Source organism: Rhizobiales bacterium NRL2, from assembly GCA_001664005.1.
Classification (GTDB): Bacteria; Pseudomonadota; Alphaproteobacteria; order Minwuiales; family Minwuiaceae; genus Minwuia.
The window spans coordinates 2,739,107-2,757,603 of sequence record CP016093.1; the positions used below are offsets into that span (position 1 = coordinate 2,739,107).

22 protein-coding genes are annotated in these 18,497 nt (G+C 67.1%); 9 read left to right on the forward strand and 13 right to left on the reverse strand.

What is annotated here, in order from left to right; translation table 11 throughout:
- Positions 1 to 313 precede the first annotated feature (313 nt).
- Positions 314 to 1,114: a hypothetical protein gene (locus TEF_12765; GenBank protein ANK81566.1), complete on the forward strand. Its 801-nt coding sequence runs from the start codon at positions 314 to 316 to the stop codon at positions 1,112 to 1,114.
- A gap of 191 nt (positions 1,115 to 1,305) precedes the next feature.
- A complete protein-coding gene (locus tag TEF_12770; GenBank protein ANK83464.1) occupies positions 1,306 to 1,815 on the forward strand; it encodes a hypothetical protein in 510 nt (169 codons plus the stop codon).
- Between the two features lie 17 nt (positions 1,816 to 1,832).
- Here TEF_12770 and TEF_12775 read toward each other — a convergent pair whose 3' ends face one another.
- The 4 genes from TEF_12775 to TEF_12790 form a co-directional block, all read right to left on the reverse strand.
- Complete coding sequence (locus TEF_12775) at positions 1,833 to 3,662, reverse strand: hypothetical protein (protein ANK81567.1); 1,830 nt, start codon at positions 3,660 to 3,662, stop codon at positions 1,833 to 1,835.
- Positions 3,663 to 3,686: 24 nt separating this feature from the next.
- Positions 3,687 to 4,487 (reverse strand): hypothetical protein, encoded by an 801-nt coding sequence (locus TEF_12780; GenBank protein ID ANK81568.1) that lies wholly within the window; start codon positions 4,485 to 4,487, stop codon positions 3,687 to 3,689.
- A 47-nt stretch (positions 4,488 to 4,534) separates the two neighbouring features.
- Positions 4,535 to 4,744 (reverse strand): hypothetical protein, encoded by a 210-nt coding sequence (locus TEF_12785; GenBank protein ANK81569.1) that lies wholly within the window; start codon positions 4,742 to 4,744, stop codon positions 4,535 to 4,537.
- Positions 4,745 to 4,972: 228 nt separating this feature from the next.
- Positions 4,973 to 5,230 (reverse strand): hypothetical protein, encoded by a 258-nt coding sequence (locus TEF_12790; GenBank protein ID ANK81570.1) that lies wholly within the window; start codon positions 5,228 to 5,230, stop codon positions 4,973 to 4,975.
- A 146-nt stretch (positions 5,231 to 5,376) separates the two neighbouring features.
- Here TEF_12790 and TEF_12795 point away from each other — a divergent pair, with 146 nt between their 5' ends.
- On the forward strand, positions 5,377 to 5,865 hold the full coding sequence (locus tag TEF_12795) for an AsnC family transcriptional regulator (GenBank protein ID ANK81571.1): 489 nt from the start codon (positions 5,377 to 5,379) through the stop codon (positions 5,863 to 5,865).
- Between the two features lie 7 nt (positions 5,866 to 5,872).
- On the opposite strand, the gene TEF_12800 is transcribed toward TEF_12795, so the two are convergent.
- The 3 genes from TEF_12800 to TEF_12810 all read right to left on the reverse strand — a co-directional run bounded on the left by TEF_12800 (position 5,873) and on the right by TEF_12810 (position 8,616).
- Positions 5,873 to 6,277, reverse strand: coding sequence for a hypothetical protein (locus TEF_12800; protein ID ANK81572.1), 405 nt, complete (start codon positions 6,275 to 6,277; stop codon positions 5,873 to 5,875).
- A 126-nt stretch (positions 6,278 to 6,403) separates the two neighbouring features.
- A complete protein-coding gene (locus TEF_12805; GenBank protein ANK81573.1) occupies positions 6,404 to 8,128 on the reverse strand; it encodes a hypothetical protein in 1,725 nt (574 codons plus the stop codon).
- Between the two features lie 74 nt (positions 8,129 to 8,202).
- On the reverse strand, positions 8,203 to 8,616 hold the full coding sequence (locus TEF_12810) for a hypothetical protein (protein ANK83465.1): 414 nt from the start codon (positions 8,614 to 8,616) through the stop codon (positions 8,203 to 8,205).
- Positions 8,617 to 8,742: 126 nt separating this feature from the next.
- On the opposite strand from TEF_12810, the gene TEF_12815 reads away from it, so the two are divergent.
- Positions 8,743 to 8,991 carry a hypothetical protein gene (locus tag TEF_12815; protein ANK81574.1) on the forward strand — a complete coding sequence of 83 codons (249 nt, stop codon included), beginning with the start codon at positions 8,743 to 8,745 and terminating at the stop codon, positions 8,989 to 8,991.
- An 8-nt stretch (positions 8,992 to 8,999) separates the two neighbouring features.
- Here the strand turns inward: TEF_12815 and TEF_12820 are convergent, their stop codons facing one another.
- From TEF_12820 to TEF_12845, 6 genes are all read right to left on the reverse strand, one after another.
- Entirely contained in the window at positions 9,000 to 9,773 is a 774-nt protein-coding gene (locus tag TEF_12820; protein ANK81575.1) for a short-chain dehydrogenase, read from the reverse strand.
- Positions 9,774 to 9,787: 14 nt separating this feature from the next.
- On the reverse strand, positions 9,788 to 10,519 hold the full coding sequence (locus TEF_12825; GenBank protein ID ANK81576.1) for a short-chain dehydrogenase: 732 nt from the start codon (positions 10,517 to 10,519) through the stop codon (positions 9,788 to 9,790).
- Between the two features lie 33 nt (positions 10,520 to 10,552).
- Complete coding sequence (locus tag TEF_12830) at positions 10,553 to 11,464, reverse strand: enoyl-CoA hydratase (GenBank protein ID ANK81577.1); 912 nt, start codon at positions 11,462 to 11,464, stop codon at positions 10,553 to 10,555.
- A 94-nt stretch (positions 11,465 to 11,558) separates the two neighbouring features.
- Positions 11,559 to 12,857, reverse strand: a complete 1,299-nt coding sequence (locus TEF_12835; GenBank protein ID ANK81578.1) for a C4-dicarboxylate ABC transporter permease — start codon at positions 12,855 to 12,857, stop codon at positions 11,559 to 11,561.
- Complete coding sequence (locus tag TEF_12840; protein ID ANK81579.1) at positions 12,854 to 13,354, reverse strand: hypothetical protein; 501 nt, start codon at positions 13,352 to 13,354, stop codon at positions 12,854 to 12,856. The genes TEF_12835 and TEF_12840 overlap by 4 nt, the downstream gene beginning before the upstream one ends.
- 34 nt (positions 13,355 to 13,388) lie before the next feature.
- A complete protein-coding gene (locus tag TEF_12845; GenBank protein ANK81580.1) occupies positions 13,389 to 14,399 on the reverse strand; it encodes a hypothetical protein in 1,011 nt (336 codons plus the stop codon).
- Between the two features lie 147 nt (positions 14,400 to 14,546).
- On the opposite strand from TEF_12845, the gene TEF_12850 reads away from it, so the two are divergent.
- From TEF_12850 to TEF_12870, 5 genes are all read left to right on the forward strand, one after another.
- Complete coding sequence (locus TEF_12850; GenBank protein ANK81581.1) at positions 14,547 to 15,719, forward strand: hypothetical protein; 1,173 nt, start codon at positions 14,547 to 14,549, stop codon at positions 15,717 to 15,719.
- A gap of 1 nt (position 15,720) precedes the next feature.
- Entirely contained in the window at positions 15,721 to 16,140 is a 420-nt protein-coding gene (locus TEF_12855; GenBank protein ID ANK81582.1) for a hypothetical protein, read from the forward strand.
- Positions 16,141 to 16,206: 66 nt separating this feature from the next.
- On the forward strand, positions 16,207 to 17,472 hold the full coding sequence (locus tag TEF_12860; protein ANK81583.1) for a hypothetical protein: 1,266 nt from the start codon (positions 16,207 to 16,209) through the stop codon (positions 17,470 to 17,472).
- Between the two features lie 41 nt (positions 17,473 to 17,513).
- Entirely contained in the window at positions 17,514 to 18,041 is a 528-nt protein-coding gene (locus tag TEF_12865; GenBank protein ANK81584.1) for a hypothetical protein, read from the forward strand.
- Between the two features lie 93 nt (positions 18,042 to 18,134).
- The gene (locus tag TEF_12870; GenBank protein ID ANK81585.1) at positions 18,135 to 18,491 is read left to right on the forward strand and encodes a hypothetical protein; all 357 of its coding nucleotides are present in this window, start codon (positions 18,135 to 18,137) and stop codon (positions 18,489 to 18,491) included.
- The last annotated feature ends 6 nt before the right edge of the window (positions 18,492 to 18,497 follow it).

The following is an 18,497-nucleotide window of genomic DNA, read 5'->3' on the forward strand; positions in this document are numbered from 1 at the left end:
GCCGAAACGCGACGGCCGGCCTGGGCTCGGAACCTTCGGGTTCCGGGCCCTTGGCGTGTCGGAACGTCCGGATGTCGAGCGCTACCACCATCGAGCATCGGAATATTTCGGGACCGCGACGGGTCAAGAAGGACAGCGCGGGGTGGTCCATGCCGGAACGCCCCGTTCTGTCGCGCCATCACCATCGAAACCAGCCGACCATCGGAGTACAAGAATGAAAACGACGGCTCAACGCCTTGGCCTGATTGCTGTTATTTCCGGGATCCTGGCCGCTTGCGGCACCAGTCAGAACGCGTTCCAGAAGCGGACGGGCGTGGAACTGCCCGAGGAGACTGGCGTCTTCGCCATCCGCGGAGACGAACTCCAGCGCCTCGACGGCAGCCCCGAATGGGAAAACAAGACCTGGGGCGAGCGGTCCGAACTGTCGCCCGATATCCGTTTCGTCATCCATGACCCGGCGGCGTCCGGCGCCGGCGTCAGGTTGTGGCGTGTCGCCTGGGCGCGAAGCGAGGTCAATGGACCGGCCGCCGTGATGCCCCTCGAAGGATCCCGCTGGGTGGTGGCCCGCCTCTCCGAGTTCGAGACACCGGTTTCCGTGCATCGTTTCCCCGACCATCCGGGTTATCTGCTGGTCGAGCCGGTGCAGCGGGTCCAACCCGGCCTCTACCAGCTCGAGGTCGGCCCCACGGGTGAAGTCCGCCGCGCGCGCGTCGGTGTGAACTGGCCGGGAGTCGAGCGCCGGCGCTACTCCTCGCGCAACTGCGTGGACCGCTACAGCGACCTCTCGCCGGCTTACCGCCCGTGCCGCAGCCAGGGCGAGGTGTTCAATGAGATGGCGCGCCGGGGACTGGCCATCGAACTGACGGACACGCAGGTTCGGGATGGCACGCTGACCCTCCGGGGCAGGATCGTGAACCAGGCCCGTCGGCTCCGTACGATACCGCCTCTGGAGGCGGAACTTGTCGACGCCGAGGGCAATGTCCTGCAGCGCTGGCTATTCGAGCCTTCGGCCCGCCGCATCGAAGCCGGGGACGACGTCTCCTTCACGACATCGACAGCCAACCCGCCCCGCGGCACGAAGAAGGCCAACATACGCTTCCTCGACGCAGGGTGAAGCGGCCGGCGGGGCTGTTGGCCACAGGATTGTCATCGCGAGGACAGCGATGGGTCATCGGATCCACCCGATGTCCGGAACGGGCGCACTTCAACCATGGGAACCCGGCCGTGACAGATGGCGCGACAGAGGATTCGGACGGCGCTGAAGGCGCCGTTCCGGATCCCGAAGATCTTGAAACTCATGTCCGCGTGCTGCGGCGCTACGCCCGGGCATTGATGGGCAACCCCACCGGCGCCGATGACCTGGTTCAGGAGACCCTCAAACGGGCACTGATCCACATCGGCAAGGGCCGTCAGGTCCGCAATCTGAGATCATATCTGCTGACCATTCTGCACAACGTTCGCATGGATCAGATCCGCAAGGAGAAGAACCACGGTCAGCAGGTGCCGCTGGACGAGGCGATGACCGTTGCCGAGCCCGCTACTCAGCCGCACCGGCTGGAATACAATCGGCTGCTGGCCGCCTTGTCCGAGCTTTCCGAAGATCAGCGCGCGGTGCTGCTGCTCGCGGGCCTGGAAGGCCGCAAGTACCGTGAAGTCGCCGAGATACTGGGTCAGCCCATCGGCACGGTGATGTCGCGGCTGAACCGGGGACGCGCCGCGCTCAGGCGCCGCCTGGATGAAGAAGCCCCGTCGCAAGCGGCCGAGACCGGGTACGGCGAGCGGGACAAGCCTGTCCGGCGGCGCCACGCCCGCTGAACCCTCGTCCGGACCGCCTACTCCGCCGCTTCGGACAGCGCGCCGGGCTCTGCCCCGTCACCTTCGTCATCCTGGCCCCGGCCGGCGCTGCCGACCAGGCTGGCGATCGGCACGTCCATCACGATACGGGTGCCATCGCTGCCATCGATCGAAAGTACGCCGCCGATCTGTTTGGCGAATGCGTGCATCAGGTGAACGCCGAGTCCCTCCCGCGCGGCCTCGACATCGAAGCCGATGCCGTCGTCGATCAGGATCAGCCGGCCCGTGCCGTCGTCCCGGATCGCGAAGGACAGCCCGATATGGCCCGCCCGCCCGCCGGGAAAGGCATGTTTCAACGCGTTGGTGATCGCCTCGGTCACAAGCAGCGCGATCGGCACCGCCCGGTCCGAAAGGATTGGCAGGTCGGGAATATCACACTCGAACGCGATCCGGGTGCGGTCGTCGCCGCTGCTGGCCAGCACCGCCTGCCCCAGTTCAGAGACGAAGGAATTGAGATCGACGAGTTGAAGATCATCGCTCTCGTAGAGATAGCGGTGGACCAGGGTCAGGGCGCGTACACGCAGCTTCACCTCGTCCAATGCGCGCCGCGCCGACGTCTCGGTGACCGATTTGCCGTGGATGTTCAGCAGGCTGGTGACAATCTGAAGATTGTTCTTCACCCGGTGATGGATCTCCCGCAACAGGAGGTCCTTCTGGGCCAAGGAATCGCGCAGCTCCGCCTCCCGCGACTGGATGCGGAGGGCCATGACCTCCAAAGTGTCCCCCAGTTGCCGGAGCTCCGCCGGCGCTTGTGTGAAATCCCGGCTGACCGAATAGTCGCCCCGGCCATATGCCTGGCTCATCGCCCGCAGATCCGAGGTCCAGTGGATGACCAGCCGCTGGATGGCAAGCCAAGCAGCTGCGACCGCCGTCAGCCAGATCACCGCCAGGCTTACGAGGCGGGTGATCATGTCTTTCTCCACCCAGCCGAGAGCGCTCGCCTTGGGCACGCCGAACAGCAGGCTCACGTCTCCGTGCGGCAGGGCGACGCTGCTGTAGAAGCGAGGCACTCCGTCACTGCCGACCGCCTCGAAATCCGCGCTGCCACGGGCCACGATCCGCTTGCGCAGGTCCGCGTCCACCGTCTCGGAAAATGGCGAGGAACCGGCCCCTTCCGCCTCCGCATTCCATCGCGCCAGGGCGGCGTCCGTATCGTCCATCGACAGGTCGGATCCGGCGAGCACCCGCCCCCGGCTGTCGAGCAGGAAGGCGACGCCCTCTGCCGGCAATTGCGCCTGCCGGAGAAAGGAACTCAGCCAGTGAAGGCGCAGCGATGCCGCCAGGACGCCGCGAAAGCGTCCTTCGTCATCATAGACGGCGTGGGCGACGACGATCACCGGATCGTTCGAATCCGGCACGAAGGTGTAATCGCTGATCGTGAAACCGCGGTAACGCCGGACGTCGGCGAACCATGACCGCCCGGAGGCGTCGCTCATGCTCATTTCCCGGCCGCAGATGCGTCCGCCCGTTGGCGAGAAGAAACCGAGACCGGCAAACTCGGGCGTGTTCTCGAGCGCCCGCGAGAAGACCTCTTCACAGACATAATCCGGGGCATCGAGCGGCGTTTCCCGAATGACGCGCTGCAAGGCCGAACGGGTGTCCTCGAACGACTTTCTCTCATAGGTCGCCGCCAGCAGGGCGAACTGCTTGACCGACAGCCGCGCCCGCCGGGTATGTTCGTCATAGGCGTCCCAGGCAAGATAGACGCTGAGCGTCACCGGCGGCAGCAACACGAGAGCGAGCACGACGGCCAGGCGCTGACGCAATGCGCCGCGCAGCCACCAGGACGCCAGCCGCGAACCGATCACTGATCCCCGCCTCGCGATGGCGGACTAGGCCGCCTGCCTGCCGGCGGGCGCGGCCATCAGCGCGTGATAGATGGTCACCCTGAGCGTCTCCGGCTCGAAGGGCTTGGTGACGAGAAAGGCCGGCTCCCGCCCCTGCCCGCTCAGCAGGCGCTCGGGATAGGCGGTCACGAAGATCACCGGCACATCCAGGGCGTCCAGAATGTCTTCCACGGCGTCGATGCCTGAACTGCCGTCGCCCAGTTCGATGTCGGCCATGACGATGCCGGGATTGGTCCGCCGGGCGATGGCCACGGCCTCGTCCCGGGTGGCGGCGGTGCCCACGACCCTGTGGCCCATTTCCTCGACGATGCCGACGATATCGACCGCGATGATCGGTTCGTCCTCGATCACCAGCGCCGTCGTCGCCGTCTGGTTCTGCAGATCGTCGTAGGCGAGTTGCAGCAGCCGGCCCACATCCTCCTCCGGGCGGTCGAGGATGCGCGCAGTCTCCTCGGTCGAAAAGCCGTCGATCGCCGTCAGCAGCAGAGCCTGGCGCTTGTGTTCGGCGAGGGCCTGAAGATAGGTGTCGGCTCCCCGGCCAGCCGGTTCCCCGCCTGAACCCGGTTCCGCGTGGATCGGGCCCGTCCGCTCCCACGCATTGTGGAAGCGTCTGTAGAGTTCAACGCGGCTTGCGGGCGGCGGCGTGCCGGCTTCGGCGTCGCAGAGCATGGCCTCCAGGCAGAGAACGACATAACGGTCGCCGCGCGTCTGCGAGCCGGTAAGGGCGCGCGCGTAGCGGCGCAGATAGGGCAGGTTGCGCGCAACCAGCCGGTTCTCATTGTTCATTTTTCTGTTGTACTCCCTTGCAACGCAACGCGGCGTTCGGGCCGGCGTCAGGCATCGGCGTCGCTGCCGCCTGATCCGCCCCCACGCCTCTTCTTCTCGATCTGAGCCAGAAGCTCCGCCATCTGCGGCGGCAGGGGATCCTCCAGGACGTCGTTGTAGAGCGCCTCGAGTTCCGTCCGCATCCACAGCTCGAGATCGTCCTGGGCTTCCCGGTTCCTGTCCGGCTGTTGCGACACGTCCACTCCTCCGAAGGCCATCCGATGCGATACAGCGTGGCGTCCACCGGCAGGGCGCCGCGATCGGGCCCATCCGCGCAAGCGCCGCCGGCTGGGCGATATCTGCGCCGCCCGACCATTTCCGGAAAGTTTCAATCGATTCATCGAATGCCCTTCGTCATCCCCGCAACGGGGACACCACTTCTGTACGTACGACGAAGGGGACCTCGAATTATTCCATGAGAATGGGGCTACATGCGCAGAACGGTGTCAGGCCGCCTCGGCAGCGTCGCGGGCGAGCGAGCAGAGACTCGCGTCGACGACGCCCGGCATGCCGGCGACCCGGTCCCGCAAGGTCGCCGCCGCGCCCGCCTTGCCGCCCGAGAACATGAACCGGACCCGCGCACGTTCCGTCATCGCATCCGCGATGACCGCCCGGTGCAGATCGAATCCCATCCGCCGCAGCTGGTCGAGGGCGCGCGGAAATGTGTCCATCGGCCGGTCGGTGGTGAAACGAAGCGCGTGCATGGTCTACTCCTCAGGGAATGTACGCAGACCATAGGCCCGAAGCCCCGAAATGAGTTTTCGAACTTGCGGGAATATCATGTGAATGAAGAATTTCCGATCGTGGTAGAAGGAAATTTCAGAAGAATAATTTGATCCGGAGCAACGTCATGAGATCAGCGAAGCCCCGCGCGCTGGACGATATCGACCGCCGCATTCTCCGCGAGCTCGCCCTGAATGGCCGGCTGACCAGCGCGCAGCTCGGCGAAAGGGTGGGGCTGTCGGCCAGCCCCTGCTGGCAGCGGGTCCGTCGCATGGAGGACGAAGGCGTCATCGAGGGCTACGCCGCGGTTCTCGACGCGCGGAAGCTGGGATTGCACCAGACCATCATCATCGAGGTCACGCTGGAGCGGCACGACGACGACATCATCGAGCGTTTCGGCCAGGCTCTGGCCGAGTGCCCGGAGGTCATCGAGGCTTATCTGACCACGGGCGAGTACGACTATTTCATCCGCGTCGCCGTCGACAGTACAGAGGGCTACGAGAAATTCCTGAGAGAAAGGCTCTACCGCATCCCCGGCATCCGCCACACCCGCTCCTGCTTCGCGCTGCGCTGCCTGAAGCGGCTGGTGTCGCCCCTGCCGGACCCCGCGGGCTGAACCGGACCTAGCCCGGCCGCCGTTCGAACTGCGGCATGCCGTCGGGAATGTGATGGAAGGGCTGGCGGTCGATAGTGAAGATCGCCGCCTGCGGCTTGAAGATCGACGGATCGTCCAGGGTGCCGATCTTGATGATGAAGGAGTCGGGGCGGTTCGGCGTCCGGGTGCCGATGGCGGTGCCGCAGGTCGGGCAGAACAGCCGCGTGACGGGCCGCTCCAGGTCGCTGCGGGCGAATGCCTTCGGCTCGCCCTTCGTGAAGCGGAAGCCGTCGGCGGGCACGATCATGATCGCGTTGGGATTGCCGCCGGTGATGTACTGGCACTCACGGCAATGGCACTGGATCGCCGCCGTCGGCTCGCCGGTGGATTCGTAGCGCACCTCACCACAATAGCATCCGCCCTCGATCTTCATGGTCCACGCTCCTCCGCTCCGGCCATGGCCTGGGGGGACGGAGACCCAGGGTCCCATCCCCTCTTCAGGCAGCCATGGTAACCGATCCCGCGCCAAGCGCGAGTCCGGCGCCGGCGATGCCGCTGATCAGGCGGCCCGGATGCGTTCCAGGAAGGTGGAAACCTGACCGTTCAGGGAATCGAACTGGCCGTTCAGGTTGGCCGCCGCGTCGGAGACGACCCGGACAGAAGCCCCGGTCTCGTCGATCCGGGCATGAATCGACCGGATGGTCTGCACTGTCTCCTGCACCGCCGACGCGGCCTCCTGCGCGCTCCGCGAGATCTCGTGGGTGGCCGCCCCCTGTTCCTCGACCGCCGCGGCGATGGAGGAGGTGACCGAATCCACTTCGCGGGTGGTCTCGGCGATGCGGGCGATGGCGGCCACAGCCTCGTTGGTCGCGCCCTGGATGGCGGCGATCTGCTCGCCGATGTCCTCGGTCGCGCGCGCGGTCTGGTTGGCCAGGGTCTTGACCTCCGAGGCGACGACGGCAAAGCCCTTCCCCGCCTCGCCGGCGCGGGCGGCCTCGATGGTGGCATTCAGCGCCAGCAGATTGGTCTGGCCGGCGATGTCCTGGATCAGGCCGACGACGGCGCCGATGCGATCGGCCGCCTCGGCCAGCGACTTGACCCGCTGGCTGGTGTTCTGCGCGGTTTCGGTCGCGCCCTTGGTCATCTGCACCGAATCCGCCAGGCGGCGATTGATCTCGGAGATCGAGCAGCTCAGCTCCTCCGCCGCGGCCGCGACGGCTTCGACCGCCGCGCTTGTGCGCTCCGACGACTCGGTCACTGCGCCGGTTTCATCGAGCGCCTGGCTGGCGACGTCGACAAGCTGCATGGACGTGCCCCGCATCTCGGTCACGGCGCCGGTGACGTTGTCGACCACCACCCTGACCGAGGAATCGAACTCGCCGGACAGGCTGAGGCGCGCCTGGCGGCGCTCCTCGGACGCGGCGCGCAGCTGGCTCTCCTGATCGACATGCAACCGCTTCACTTCGAGGGCGTTTTCCTTGAAGACCAGCACCGTATCTGCCATCCGGCCCAGTTCGTCGGCGCGGCCCGTGCGCGGCACCTCGACGTCCAGATCGCCGTCGGCCAGCCGCCGCATCGTCACCGACAGTGCCTCCAGAGCGCGGACAATCCCGGTCGTGATGAAGGCCGCCAGAGGCAGGATGATCAGCATTGCCACGAGCGCGGTCACGATGGATTCCGTCAGGGAGCCGTCGATCGCGCTGCCGGCCTCGGACAGCCGTTGATTCAGCAAGGCCTGGCCCCTGGCCTCGATCGTGGCGAGGGAAGCGCCCAGGCGGTCGCCGGCCTGATCGACGACATCGTCGATGCGCGCGAATTCGGCCTCGCTGGCGCCGCTTTCGATCGCCTGCCGCAGATCGGTCCGGATCGCCGTCGTCACGTCCCCGAAGTCCGCCGCCAATGTGCCCGCCGCGTCCTCGGCGCCCAACTCGCGCCCGAGGGATTCGATCGCCGGCAGGTTCTCGCCGAGATAGGCGACCGCCGCGTCGATGACCTCGGCCCGTTCGGGCTGGACCTGGCCCTCGGTCTTGTCGATGATCGAGTCCATCGCCGCCAGCAGCATGGCGACGTTCTCCAGCCGCGCCTGGCTGACCATGGCGATGGAACGGCTGAGTTCGGCGGCCTGGCGTGTCTTCGTCTGCACCGAAGATGAGGCGAAATATTGGTTCACGCCAAGCACCGCAATGGCCATCACCGCCGCCATCGACAACAGCAGCATCCTGTTCCTGATGGTCCATCTGATCTTCATGAAACTCGCCTCCGGATCAATATTCCGGATCGTCAATAACCGCCAAATCTTGCCTGATTGTTAAGTGACCGACGGAAAGATTGCGGCGTGACGAGTGGGACCGGAGCGGATCAGAGTTCGGCGAAGACCCGTGCGCCGACGCGGCCGATTTCCTGGTCCTGTTCGGGCGTGCCGCCGCTCTCGCCCAGGGCGCCCAGGACGTCGCCGGCGGCGGATTTCAGCAGGATACCGCCCCAGACGGGCGTGTACATGGGATCGCCGAACCAGGCGATGTCGCGGCGTTCCTCGCCCAGTCCCATGTCGAACAGCCGCTCCTTCAGCACCTTGGTGTCGCGCCGCCATTTCACGGCCGTATAGGCCTTGTTGTGACTCATCCGCGCGTTCAGCGCCGAGCCGCCGTCCATGCGCGAGAGATGGATCAGGTCGCCCCCGGCGTCGACCACCGCTGCCGCCATCACCAGACCGCGCTCCGCCGCCGCCGCCAGCATGGCGTCCACCACCTTGCGCGCCTCGGTCAGTCCCAGCCGTTCCGTCATTTACTTGCCTCCCTCGTCGCCTGCTCTCGTCGGCGCGTTTCCATCCTACCCCTTCGCTGGCCGCCGGAAATGCCCATGTGGTGCGGTAACGACGCAACAAGAGGAGACAATCCCATGCGTATCGCCGCCCTCACCGCCCTGATCCTGGGCCTCGCCGCCTGCGCGTCCGCCGAGCGCGACTGGAACCATCCGACGGCCACCGCAGCGCAATTCGAGAACGACCAGGCCCATTGCCGCAACGAGGGCCTGCTGACCATCGGCGAGCGGTCGGAACTGCCCATGGATGCCGATGCTTTCGGCTTCGCCCGCGAGCGCGCCTACGAGGACTGCATGGCGTCGCTCGGCTACCGCTTCGGGACCTGAACGCGCGATCAACGCTGGTGCTGGCCGTCGTCCACCCGCACATAGGTGCCGGTCACGAAATCGGACGACGGCGAGCAGAAATAGAGCAGCGAACTGTCGAGCTGTGACGGATCGCCCAGCCGCCCGCGCGGGAAGCCCTTGGTGATGTCGCCCATGCGCGAGAGCATGCCGTCCATCATCTCCGAGGCGAAGGCGCCCGGCGCGATGGCGTTGACGTTGATGTTGAAGCGCGCCCATTCCACGGCCAGCGCCTCGGTCATGCGGATCACCGCCGCCTTGCTGACCGAATAGAGCGCCGCGCCCTGGCCGCGGTAGTTGAACGCTCCGGCCGAGGAAATGTTCACGATGCGGCCGGGCGATTTCACCTCGATCAGCCGCCGCGCGACCTCGCAGGACAGGATCCACGGCGCCCGGACATTGGTGTCCAGCACCCCGTCGATCAGGTCCGTCGACATCTTCGTCGCCCACTGGGCGTCGGGAATGCCAGCATTGTTCACTAGGATCGTGGGCACGCCGAGTTCGGCCTCAACCTGCGGCACGATGGCCTTGAGCTGCTCGGCGTCGGTGACGTCCAGAGCGAAGGGCGCGGCCGTCCCGCCGGCCTTGCGGATTTCGGCCGCCAGTTCCTCCAGCCGTTCGACCCGGCGCGCGGTCAGCGCCACCTTCGCGCCGGCGGCCGCCAGCACCTTCGCGAACCGCAGGCCGAGGCCAGAGGATGCGCCGGTCACGATCGCGGTCTGGCCGGTCAGGTCAATCGAGAAATTGGGCAACGGAGCGGTCATGTCGTTCGATCTCCTCAGAAGCGGCCATAGACGGGCACCAGCCCGCCGCGGGTCACGCGGTTGTCGGGGCCGGCCAGGAAGACGATGGTCCGCGCCACCTCCTCCAGCTTCGGCCACTGGCCGTGATCGGCCTTCGGCATTGCCGAGCGGTTGGCCGGCGTGTCCAGGATCGACGGCGCCACGGCGTTGATCAGGATGTCTTCCTTCGCCGTCTCCTCGGCCAGCGCCTCAGTCAGCGCCGCCACCGCCGCCTTCGCCGCCGTGTAGGCGGCCATGCTCGCGCCCTGCCTCGGTTCCAGGCCGGGCCGCGCCGTCACGTTGACGATGCGCCCGCCCCCGTCCTGGCCGCGGAAGGTCGCGATCGCCGCCTGGCAGCAGTGAAAGCAGGTCTGGGCGTTCATGCGCCACTGCTTCTCGAAATCCGCCGCGCTGGTCTCCGCCACTGGCGCGAACAGGAAACCGCCCGCCAGATGGATGGATGCGCCGATCGCCGGCAATCCCTCATAGAAGGCCGCGACCTGGCCGGCGTCGGTCAGGTCCACGCCCTCGATGATACGCACACGTTCATGACCGCGATGGGCGAAGCTCTCCAGTTCGGCGGCGATCAGGTTCGGAATGTGACAGATCGCGCCCTGCGCCAGCAGCAGGCCGACGACGGCCTGCCCCAGATCGCCGGTGCCGCCGGTCACGACGACGTCGATGTTTTCGAAGCTCACTCGGCCCCTCCCCCAAGATGCTGGCGTCATACTAACCGCCACCGCGCGGCGGACAACCGGGTCTCAGACCAGACGCCCGTCCTTGTCGCGAACCTCGGGCCCGCGCACCCGGGCGCGGCCGTCGCCGAAGCCGCTGTCGCGGCCCTGCAGCGCCGCCTTCAGCCCCTTTTCGCGCGCGGCCTTGCGGAAGGCCTGCGTGCCCGGCGCCAGATGAGCGCGGGCGTCATTCTCGGCGGCGATCCGCTGCAGCGTCCGCCCGCCCATCAGCTCGATGCCCAGATTGACGATGCGCTTGTTGGCCGTCAGCAGGTCCGGATCGATCTTCGCCATCCGGTCGGCCAGACCCTCGACCTCCGCCTCCAGCATGTCACCGGGCACGGCCTTCAGCACCAGCCCGATCAGCGCCGCTTCCTCGCCGGTGACCGTATCGCCGGTCAGCAGCAGCCGCTTCGCCCACTGCGGCCCGCAGTTGTAGAGCCACATCTGGTTGGGCAGCGAGCCCAGGTCGCGCGCCGGCGGAAAGCCGATGGTGGCGTCCTCGGCGGCGATGATGATGTCGCAGAGCAGCGCCAGATCCGAACCGCCGGCCAGGCAGTGTCCGTGCACCTGGGCGATGACCGGCTTGTGCATGTCGAAGATCGACATGCGCAGGCGCTGGGCCTGCTCCAGGCGCCAGATGTCGTCGTCGATGGTCGGGTCGGCGTATATGCCGCCATCGCGGTACTGGCCTTCCGGATCCAGGCCCTGCACCCGGCTGTTCTGACCCGGCGTCAGATCGTAGCCGGAAGAAAAGGACGGACCGTTGCCCCGCAGCACGACGCAATGCACGCGCTTGTCGTTGTCCGCTTCCCAGAGTGCGCGGTTGAGTTCCTCCAGCAGCGGGATCGACAGCGCGTTCCGCTTCTCCGGCCGGTTCAGCGTGATGCGCGCGCGGCCGTCGGCCACCTGGTAGATGATGTGCTGCAGTTCGGTCATCCTGATCTCCCCTTTCAAGATGCGCGCATTCTGTCCGTCCGGGCGACCCCGCGCAAAGCCTGTGCGCGCATGGCCACCGTGACAGCAGCCGGCGTCAGCCGAAGATCACGCCGGGGAGGAAGGTCGAAAGGCCGGGCAGGGCGACAAGCAGCGTCAGCACCCCGAGTTCCGTCGCGACGAAGGGCCAGACGCCGCGATAGATCTCGGCGACCGGCACCCTGGTGACGCCGCTGACCACGAAGACGTTCATGCCCATGGGCGGGGTCACCAGTCCGATCTCCGCAGTCTTGACGAACACCACGCCCATCCAGATCGGATCGAAGCCGAGTTCGGTCAGCAACGGAAAGGTAAGCGGCAGCGTCAGCAGCAATATGGCGAGCTGGTCCAGGAAGAACCCGAGTACGAGCAGCAAAAGCAGGACCATCACCAGCACCAGCCAGCGGTTGACCCCCGCGCTGCGGATCGCCTCGATCAGGTCAGAAGTCACCCCGGTCATGGTCAGAAAGACGCCGAACACTGCGGCGAAGGCGACGATGGTCATGACCATGGCGCTCACCCGCGCGCCGCGCATCGTCGCCGCGGCAAGTTCGCGAAAGCCGCACCGTCCGGCGGCCACGGCGACAAGCAGCGCCATGAGCGCGCCCACCGCGCCCACTTCCGTCGGCGTGATGATGCCCGAATAGAGCGCGAAGACCATCGCCCCCAGCAGCAGCAGGACCGGCCAGACGGCGCGCGCCGCCGAAAGCCGCGCTGCAGCGGACGCCGGTTCCGGTGCGGTCGGCGCGATGTCCGGCTTCCGGCGCACCATGACATGGATCGTCAGCACATAGCCCAGGCCCGTCACCACGCCCGGCAGCAGGCCGGCGACAAGCAGGCGGCCCACCGATGTCTCGGTGAACAGGCCGTAGAGCACCAGCCCCAGGCTGGGCGGGATCATGATGGCGAGCGTGCCGACGACGGCCAGCGTGGCCGTGGCGAAGCCCCGCTGGTAGCCGTAGCGCCGCATCTCGGGATAGGCCGCGCCGGCGAGCGTGCTGGCCGCCGCCGTGCTGGAGCCGGAGATCGCCGCCAGGATCACGCCGCCGGCGACCGCCGCGTAGCTGACGCCGCCGCGCAGATGACCCATCCAGGTATAGGCGAGGTTGAAGATGTCGCGCGTGAACCGGCCCGCCGTCAGATACTCGGCCATGAGAATGAACATGGGCAGCGTCGAGAGCGTGTAGCTGGCGACGTGTTCATAGGGGGCGGACTTGAGCACGCCCATCAGCGGGGCGGACCCCACGGCCAGCCAGATCCCGACGGTGCCCGCGGCCAGCAGCGCGAAGGCGACCGGCAACCCGAACAGCAGCAGCGCGAACAGCAGGCCGATGCCGGCCAGAGCCTCGGCGATCATTCGGCCTCTTTCCCGTCTTCCGGCGGCTGCGCCACGTCGAGCGCCAGCCTGAACACGAGCGCCAGCACGCCGATCGGCATCCAGATGTAGCTGAGATACAGCGGGAAGGCGATCGGGCCGAAGGTGAGATCCTGAGCCAGCAGGCGCTCGACGCCTTCCTCCGTCGCCGCCCAGGCCAGCGGCAGGAACGCCGCCAGAGCGGCCAGCGCCAGCAGACGGTCATAGAATCGCCCCAGTTTCCGCCGCAGCCAGCCTGCGGCAGCGTCGAGACGCACGTGATGGTCGCCCGCGTGGTTGACCGAGAGCATCAGGAAGACCGCCATCACCATGAAGTAGAGGCCGGTCATCTCATAGGCGCCCTGCACCGGCCGGTCGAAGAGATAGCGGCCGGCGGCGTCCGCCGAGATCGACAGCATCATCATCACGAGCGACAGTCCGGCAAGGGCGGCCATGACGGCCTCCACCCTCGCCAGCCCGGCGCGCAGACGTCTCAGCACCGGACCGCCTGGCCGTGCGGCGCCGGGACGGCGGTCATTCGGCGAGCAGCGCCTTGAACCGCTCAAGGATTTCGCCGGCCGCCGGATTGCGGGCGCCGACGTCTTCCAGCCACTTGGTCTCGACCGCCTTCAGCCGCCCGTTCAGCTCGGCGACCATCGGATCGGGCATGGCGACCACGTTCATGCCGGCGTCGCCCAGCGCCTTGTAGGCCTTGTCGACCACGCCATCCATGACCGCCGCGCCCCTTGCACCGACGGCGGTGCCCACTTCCTGCACCGCGGCGCGCTGGCTTTCGCTCAGTTCCTCCCAGACGTCGCTGTTGACGAACAGGACGAAGGCCACCGTGCCCATGGCGGCGTTGGTCGTGATCAGGCTGGTCACCTCATTGAGCTTCAGCGAGTTGACGGAAGCCGAGGTCGATATCGCGCCATCGACCGTGCCGCGATCGAGACCGACATAGAGGTCGGAACTGGGGATCTGCACGGCGACACCGCCCACGGATTCGACCGCCAGAGCGCCGGTCGCGCCCGGCACGCGAAGTTTCTTGCCGGCGAGCTGATCGACCGAATCCAGCGTTTCGGTGTCGCGCAGGACGAACTGGTAGGGCGGCGTCAGCGCGACGAATATCGGCTTCACGCCCTGGGGCTGGTGCTCCAGCTCGGCGATCCGCTCCTGCGTCACGGTCTGGAAGGCATGGTAACCGCGGGCGACGTTGTTCACGAGGCCCGGCAGTTCGACGACGCTGGTCAGCGGCATCTTCTCGGTCACATAGGTGACGCCCACGAAAGCGACGTCCGCCACGCGGTTGCGCACCGCGTCCAGCAGGCCGGAAGCCTTGGCGAGCTGCTCCGCGGGAAAGATCTTCATGGTGAGTTCGCCGCCGGTCTTCTCGGCAACGCCCGCGGCAAAGGGATCGATGACCAGCTTGACCGCGAAATGCGACGTCGGGAACTGGTGGGCGAAGCGCAGCTCCTTGGCTGCGGCCACGCTGACGGACAGGGCCAGTACGGCCCCGATCGCCGGCATCAGGAATCTGGTCAGCATATGATCTCTCCCCATCGGTCAAGGACGGACAGGCAACATGCCCGAGGGGAATGACGATTTCGCGAAACTCATGACAGCCTCCCGAACCGCAGCCTTCCCGTTCGCCGTCCCTCAGGTACTCTGCCCGCACCTTTGAGGGGAGGCAACATGAACGCCAGCAAGCGACGCCCGGTCATCATCGGCACGGGACAGAGCGAATACACGAAATGGGGCGGGATCCAGGACCGCAGTCAGTTCCGCATCACCGCCGAGGCGATCCTTGCCGCGCTGGCCGACGCCGGCCTGACCACGGACGACGTGGACGGCTTCGCCTCCTTCTCCAATGACGGCAACGAAGCGCCGGTCATGCAGGCGGCGCTTGGCGTGCCCGATCTGCGCTGGTCGTCGATGGTCTGGGGCGGCGGCGGCGGCGGCTCCTGCGCCGCGGTGGCCCAGGCGGTCGCGGCGGTGGAATCCGGCCAGGCGGACGTCGTGGCGGTCTATCGCGGGCTCTGTCAGGGTCAGGGCCGGCGTTTCGGACAGGCGGGCGCGCATCGCACCCATGGCAGCTTCACCGCCCCCTTCGGCCTGTTTGCGCCGTCGCAGATGCTGGCGCTGATGGTGCAGCGTTTCATGTTCGAGACCCCGGCGACCTCCGAGCACCTCTGCGAGATCGCCCTGTCCAACCGCGCAAACGCCAACCGCAACCCGAATGCCGTCATGCGCGACCGCACGCTGAGCCGGGAGGAATACTTCGCCTCGCGCTGGATCGCCGAACCGCTCCGGCTGTTCGACTGCTGTCTGGAAACGGACGGCGCGGCGGCGGTGGTAGTCACAACGGCGGAGCGGGCGCGCGATCTCGACCGCCAATCCGTCGACATTCTGGCGGCCGCCCATGGCAGCGGCCCGGGCTGGAACACCGGACCGCTCGGCGCCCACAACATGCCGGACGCCGACTACGCTTCCACCAACAACCGCCGCATCGCACGGGAGCTGTTCGCGAAGGCGGGCCTCGCGCCCGGAGATATCGACACCGCCCAGATCTACGATCACTTCTCCGGCCTCGTGTTGATGGCGCTGGAGGATTTCGGCTTCTGCGGCCGCGGCGAGAGCGGCGACTTCGTCGCCTCCGGCGCGATCCGCCGCGACGGCGCGCTGCCCCTCAACACCTCCGGCGGCCAGCTTTCGGAGGCCTATGTACACGGCGTCAACCTGATCATCGAGGGCGTGCGGCAATTGCGCGGCGAATCCTGCAACCAGGTTGCGGATGCACGAACCTGTCTCGTCACCGGCGGGCTCGGCGTCTCGCCGACCAGCGCCATCATCCTGGGGAGAAGCTGAGATGGCCCTGTTTCCCGACACCATGCCCCGCCCCGAACCCAACATGGACGACGCGGCGTTCTGGGAGAACTGCGCGGCGCAGCGTCTTGCCTTCCAGGCCTGCGCGGCCTGCGGCGTGTTCCGCCACCCGCCGACGCCGCTCTGCCCGGCCTGCCACGCGCCGGAGACGAGATGGGTCGACGCACCCGAAACGGCGGAGATCTACAGCTTCACGGTCGTCCACTATCCCAGCCATCCGGCGGTGCGCGAGCATCTGCCCTACATCGTCGCCGTGCTGCGTTTCGACGGCATCGAAGGCGTGAAGTTCGTCAGCAACGTCACCGGCGTCAGCTCCGACCAGGTCCGGATCGGAATGAAGGTCCGGCTCTGGTGGGACGATATCGGCGAAGGCATGCATCTGCCCCGTTTCCGCCCCGCGTAATAGGCGATTGCATCTCGTCTCGCCCGAATTAATCTAGGCGCATTAGATTGTCGGGGGAGAGACGCCATGCACGAGAACAGCACCGCCGCGGACAAGAACGTCCTTTCAGGCGCAGAGGGCCTGCGCGAACTGAACGACCATGTCCTGATCCTGCCGGCCCAGGGCAACGCGCTCGCGGTCCGAACCGATATCGGGCTGGTGCTGGTCGATTCCGGCCCCGGGCGGGGCGCGACGGCGCGCATGATCAAGGCGCTGCGCGACTGGTGCGACGACCCTGTCCACGCCATCTGTTACAGCCACGGCCATGTCGGCTACAACGATGGCGTGGCGGACTGGATGGCCCACGCGGCAGAGCGCGGCGAGCCGAAGCCCCGCCTGATCGCGCAGGAGAACGCGGTTCGCCGCTACAACCGCTACCGCGAGACCGCCGGCCTGCAGGGCACACTCAACAGCATGCAGTTCCCGCAGCTCAAGCTGGCGCCGGCGGGCGAAAAACTGGTCAATCCGACGGTGACCTTCCGCGAGCGCATGGTCCTCGCCTGCTCGCCCCCGATCGAGCTGATCTCGGCGCCCTCCGAGACCGATGACGTGATGTCGCTGTGGCTGCCGGAGGACGGCATCCTCTACGCGGGCGCGGCCTTCCCCGGCACGACGATCGCCAATGTTGGCACGCCGCTCCGCAGCCTGCGGCTCACCATCCGCTGGGCGGAGACGCTGGAGATGCTGGCAGGCCTCAACGCCACGACCCTGATCCAGGAGTTCGGCCGCATCGTCGAAGGCGCGGAGAATGTCCGCCACCGCCTGCTGACCACCGCGAAGGCGCTGCGCTGGATGCGCCGCGAGGTGGTGGTGCGAATGAACCGCGGCATGACCGATGTCGAGATCATGCACGACATCGATTACCCGGACGAGCTGTTCGATCACGGCTTCATGCGGGAACGCTACGGCGCGCGCGACTACATCGTGCGCGACATCTACCGCGAGGAAAATGGCTGGTGGACGGACCGCAACGCCACCAACCTGCACCCGGCCCACCCCGATGAGGCCGCCGCGGCGGTGCTTTCCGCGATCACCGACCGCAAGGCGGTGCTGGACCGCGCCCGCGCCCTCGCCGACGAAGGCAAGTCGCAGCAGGCGCTCCATGTCGTGGATCTGCTGGCACTGGCGCCCGGCGACGAACCGGAACTGGTCGAGGCGCGCAATCTCAAGGCGGACATCTGCCGCAAGCGCGCGGAAGAGATCGCACCCTACGTCTCCAAGGCGCTCTACAGCTCCACGGCGACCCTGCTGGAAGGCGGCCGGCGACGCTGGTCGGAACCCGCGCCGGACTGAAGTTCCTTGCCCTTTCGGAACGATGCCGGCATGACCAGCGCATGGAACGGCGACTGGCGCTCTATACATTCGCGGTTTTCGCGCGGCCGGCGGAGGATCCGGCCAATGACGGATTCCACCGGCGCAATGACGCGGTCTTCGCGGCGGCGGAGCGTGCGCCGGGCTTCATTGCGCGTTCCGGCTATACCGATGATCCCGGGCCGGAAAGCTGGGGCGTCGAGACCTACCCACGCTTCTATGTCGAGCGGGGCGACGGCTGGTCCCCGGCGACGCTCTCCCTCTGGACCGGCCTGGAACCGGCCTTCGCATTCAGCTATGGCCGGCGGCACCGTGAGGCGCTGAAGCACCGCCGCTCCTGGTTCGTCCGAGGCGAATGGCCCAGCCATGCGCTCTGGTGGGTCGAGGCCGACCGGCGCCCCGAGTGGGCGGAAGCAGCCCGGAAACTGGAGCGGCTGCACGACTTCGGACCGGGCCCCGACGTCTTCGATTTCGGCACGCCCTTCGATCCCGAAGGCGTCCCGGCAAGGATTGATGTCGACAAGGCGCGGCCGCTGCACGCGGCGGACTGACACGCGCGCCGGGTCTTGCGCATATCCGATGCGCACCTACGTGCCCATGCGTGGACATCCGCAATCAACAAGAAACGTCAAGGGATCCGCGCCATGTATTACCTGCTGATCGCCGTCGCCGCGACCGTCGTGCTGCCGACCACCGGCGAGAAACTGGAAACCGTCTCCAGCGACGGGCTCCCCCATGCCGTGCTGACCGACTATGACGAACGCCGCATCGCCTACAAGGCGCGGGAATGGAGCGACGCTCTGGGCGAGGAGACCCGCCTGCACATCGGCGTGTTCGACAATCTGGAATCCTGCAAGTCCTACCGCGCCGATCTGCGCCTCGCATTGCGCGATGCGAAACTGGCGGATCGGATCCGCTCCAACTGTTTCGAGAGCCGTCCCGAGGTCGAGAGCCGCACCGCCGGCGGCGACAGGGAGACGAACGGCGAAGGCGCAGACTGACCGCCT

Coding starts and splice junctions, on each gene's coding strand:
- TEF_12780 (ANK81568.1), bottom strand. CDS start 4,487: ATGAACAATGAGAACCGGCTGGTTGCGCGCAACCTGCCCTATCTGCGC.
- TEF_12785 (ANK81569.1), bottom strand. CDS start 4,744: ATGGCCTTCGGAGGAGTGGACGTGTCGCAACAGCCGGACAGGAACCGG.
- TEF_12790 (ANK81570.1), bottom strand. CDS start 5,230: ATGCACGCGCTTCGTTTCACCACCGACCGGCCGATGGACACATTTCCG.
- TEF_12795 (ANK81571.1), top strand. CDS start 5,377: ATGAGATCAGCGAAGCCCCGCGCGCTGGACGATATCGACCGCCGCATT.
- TEF_12800 (ANK81572.1), bottom strand. CDS start 6,277: ATGAAGATCGAGGGCGGATGCTATTGTGGTGAGGTGCGCTACGAATCC.
- TEF_12815 (ANK81574.1), top strand. CDS start 8,743: ATGCGTATCGCCGCCCTCACCGCCCTGATCCTGGGCCTCGCCGCCTGC.
- TEF_12820 (ANK81575.1), bottom strand. CDS start 9,773: ATGACCGCTCCGTTGCCCAATTTCTCGATTGACCTGACCGGCCAGACC.
- TEF_12825 (ANK81576.1), bottom strand. CDS start 10,519: ATGACGCCAGCATCTTGGGGGAGGGGCCGAGTGAGCTTCGAAAACATC.
- TEF_12830 (ANK81577.1), bottom strand. CDS start 11,464: ATGACCGAACTGCAGCACATCATCTACCAGGTGGCCGACGGCCGCGCG.
- TEF_12835 (ANK81578.1), bottom strand. CDS start 12,857: ATGATCGCCGAGGCTCTGGCCGGCATCGGCCTGCTGTTCGCGCTGCTG.
- TEF_12845 (ANK81580.1), bottom strand. CDS start 14,399: ATGCTGACCAGATTCCTGATGCCGGCGATCGGGGCCGTACTGGCCCTG.
- TEF_12850 (ANK81581.1), top strand. CDS start 14,547: ATGAACGCCAGCAAGCGACGCCCGGTCATCATCGGCACGGGACAGAGC.
- TEF_12855 (ANK81582.1), top strand. CDS start 15,721: ATGGCCCTGTTTCCCGACACCATGCCCCGCCCCGAACCCAACATGGAC.
- TEF_12860 (ANK81583.1), top strand. CDS start 16,207: ATGCACGAGAACAGCACCGCCGCGGACAAGAACGTCCTTTCAGGCGCA.
- TEF_12865 (ANK81584.1), top strand. CDS start 17,514: ATGGAACGGCGACTGGCGCTCTATACATTCGCGGTTTTCGCGCGGCCG.
- TEF_12870 (ANK81585.1), top strand. CDS start 18,135: ATGTATTACCTGCTGATCGCCGTCGCCGCGACCGTCGTGCTGCCGACC.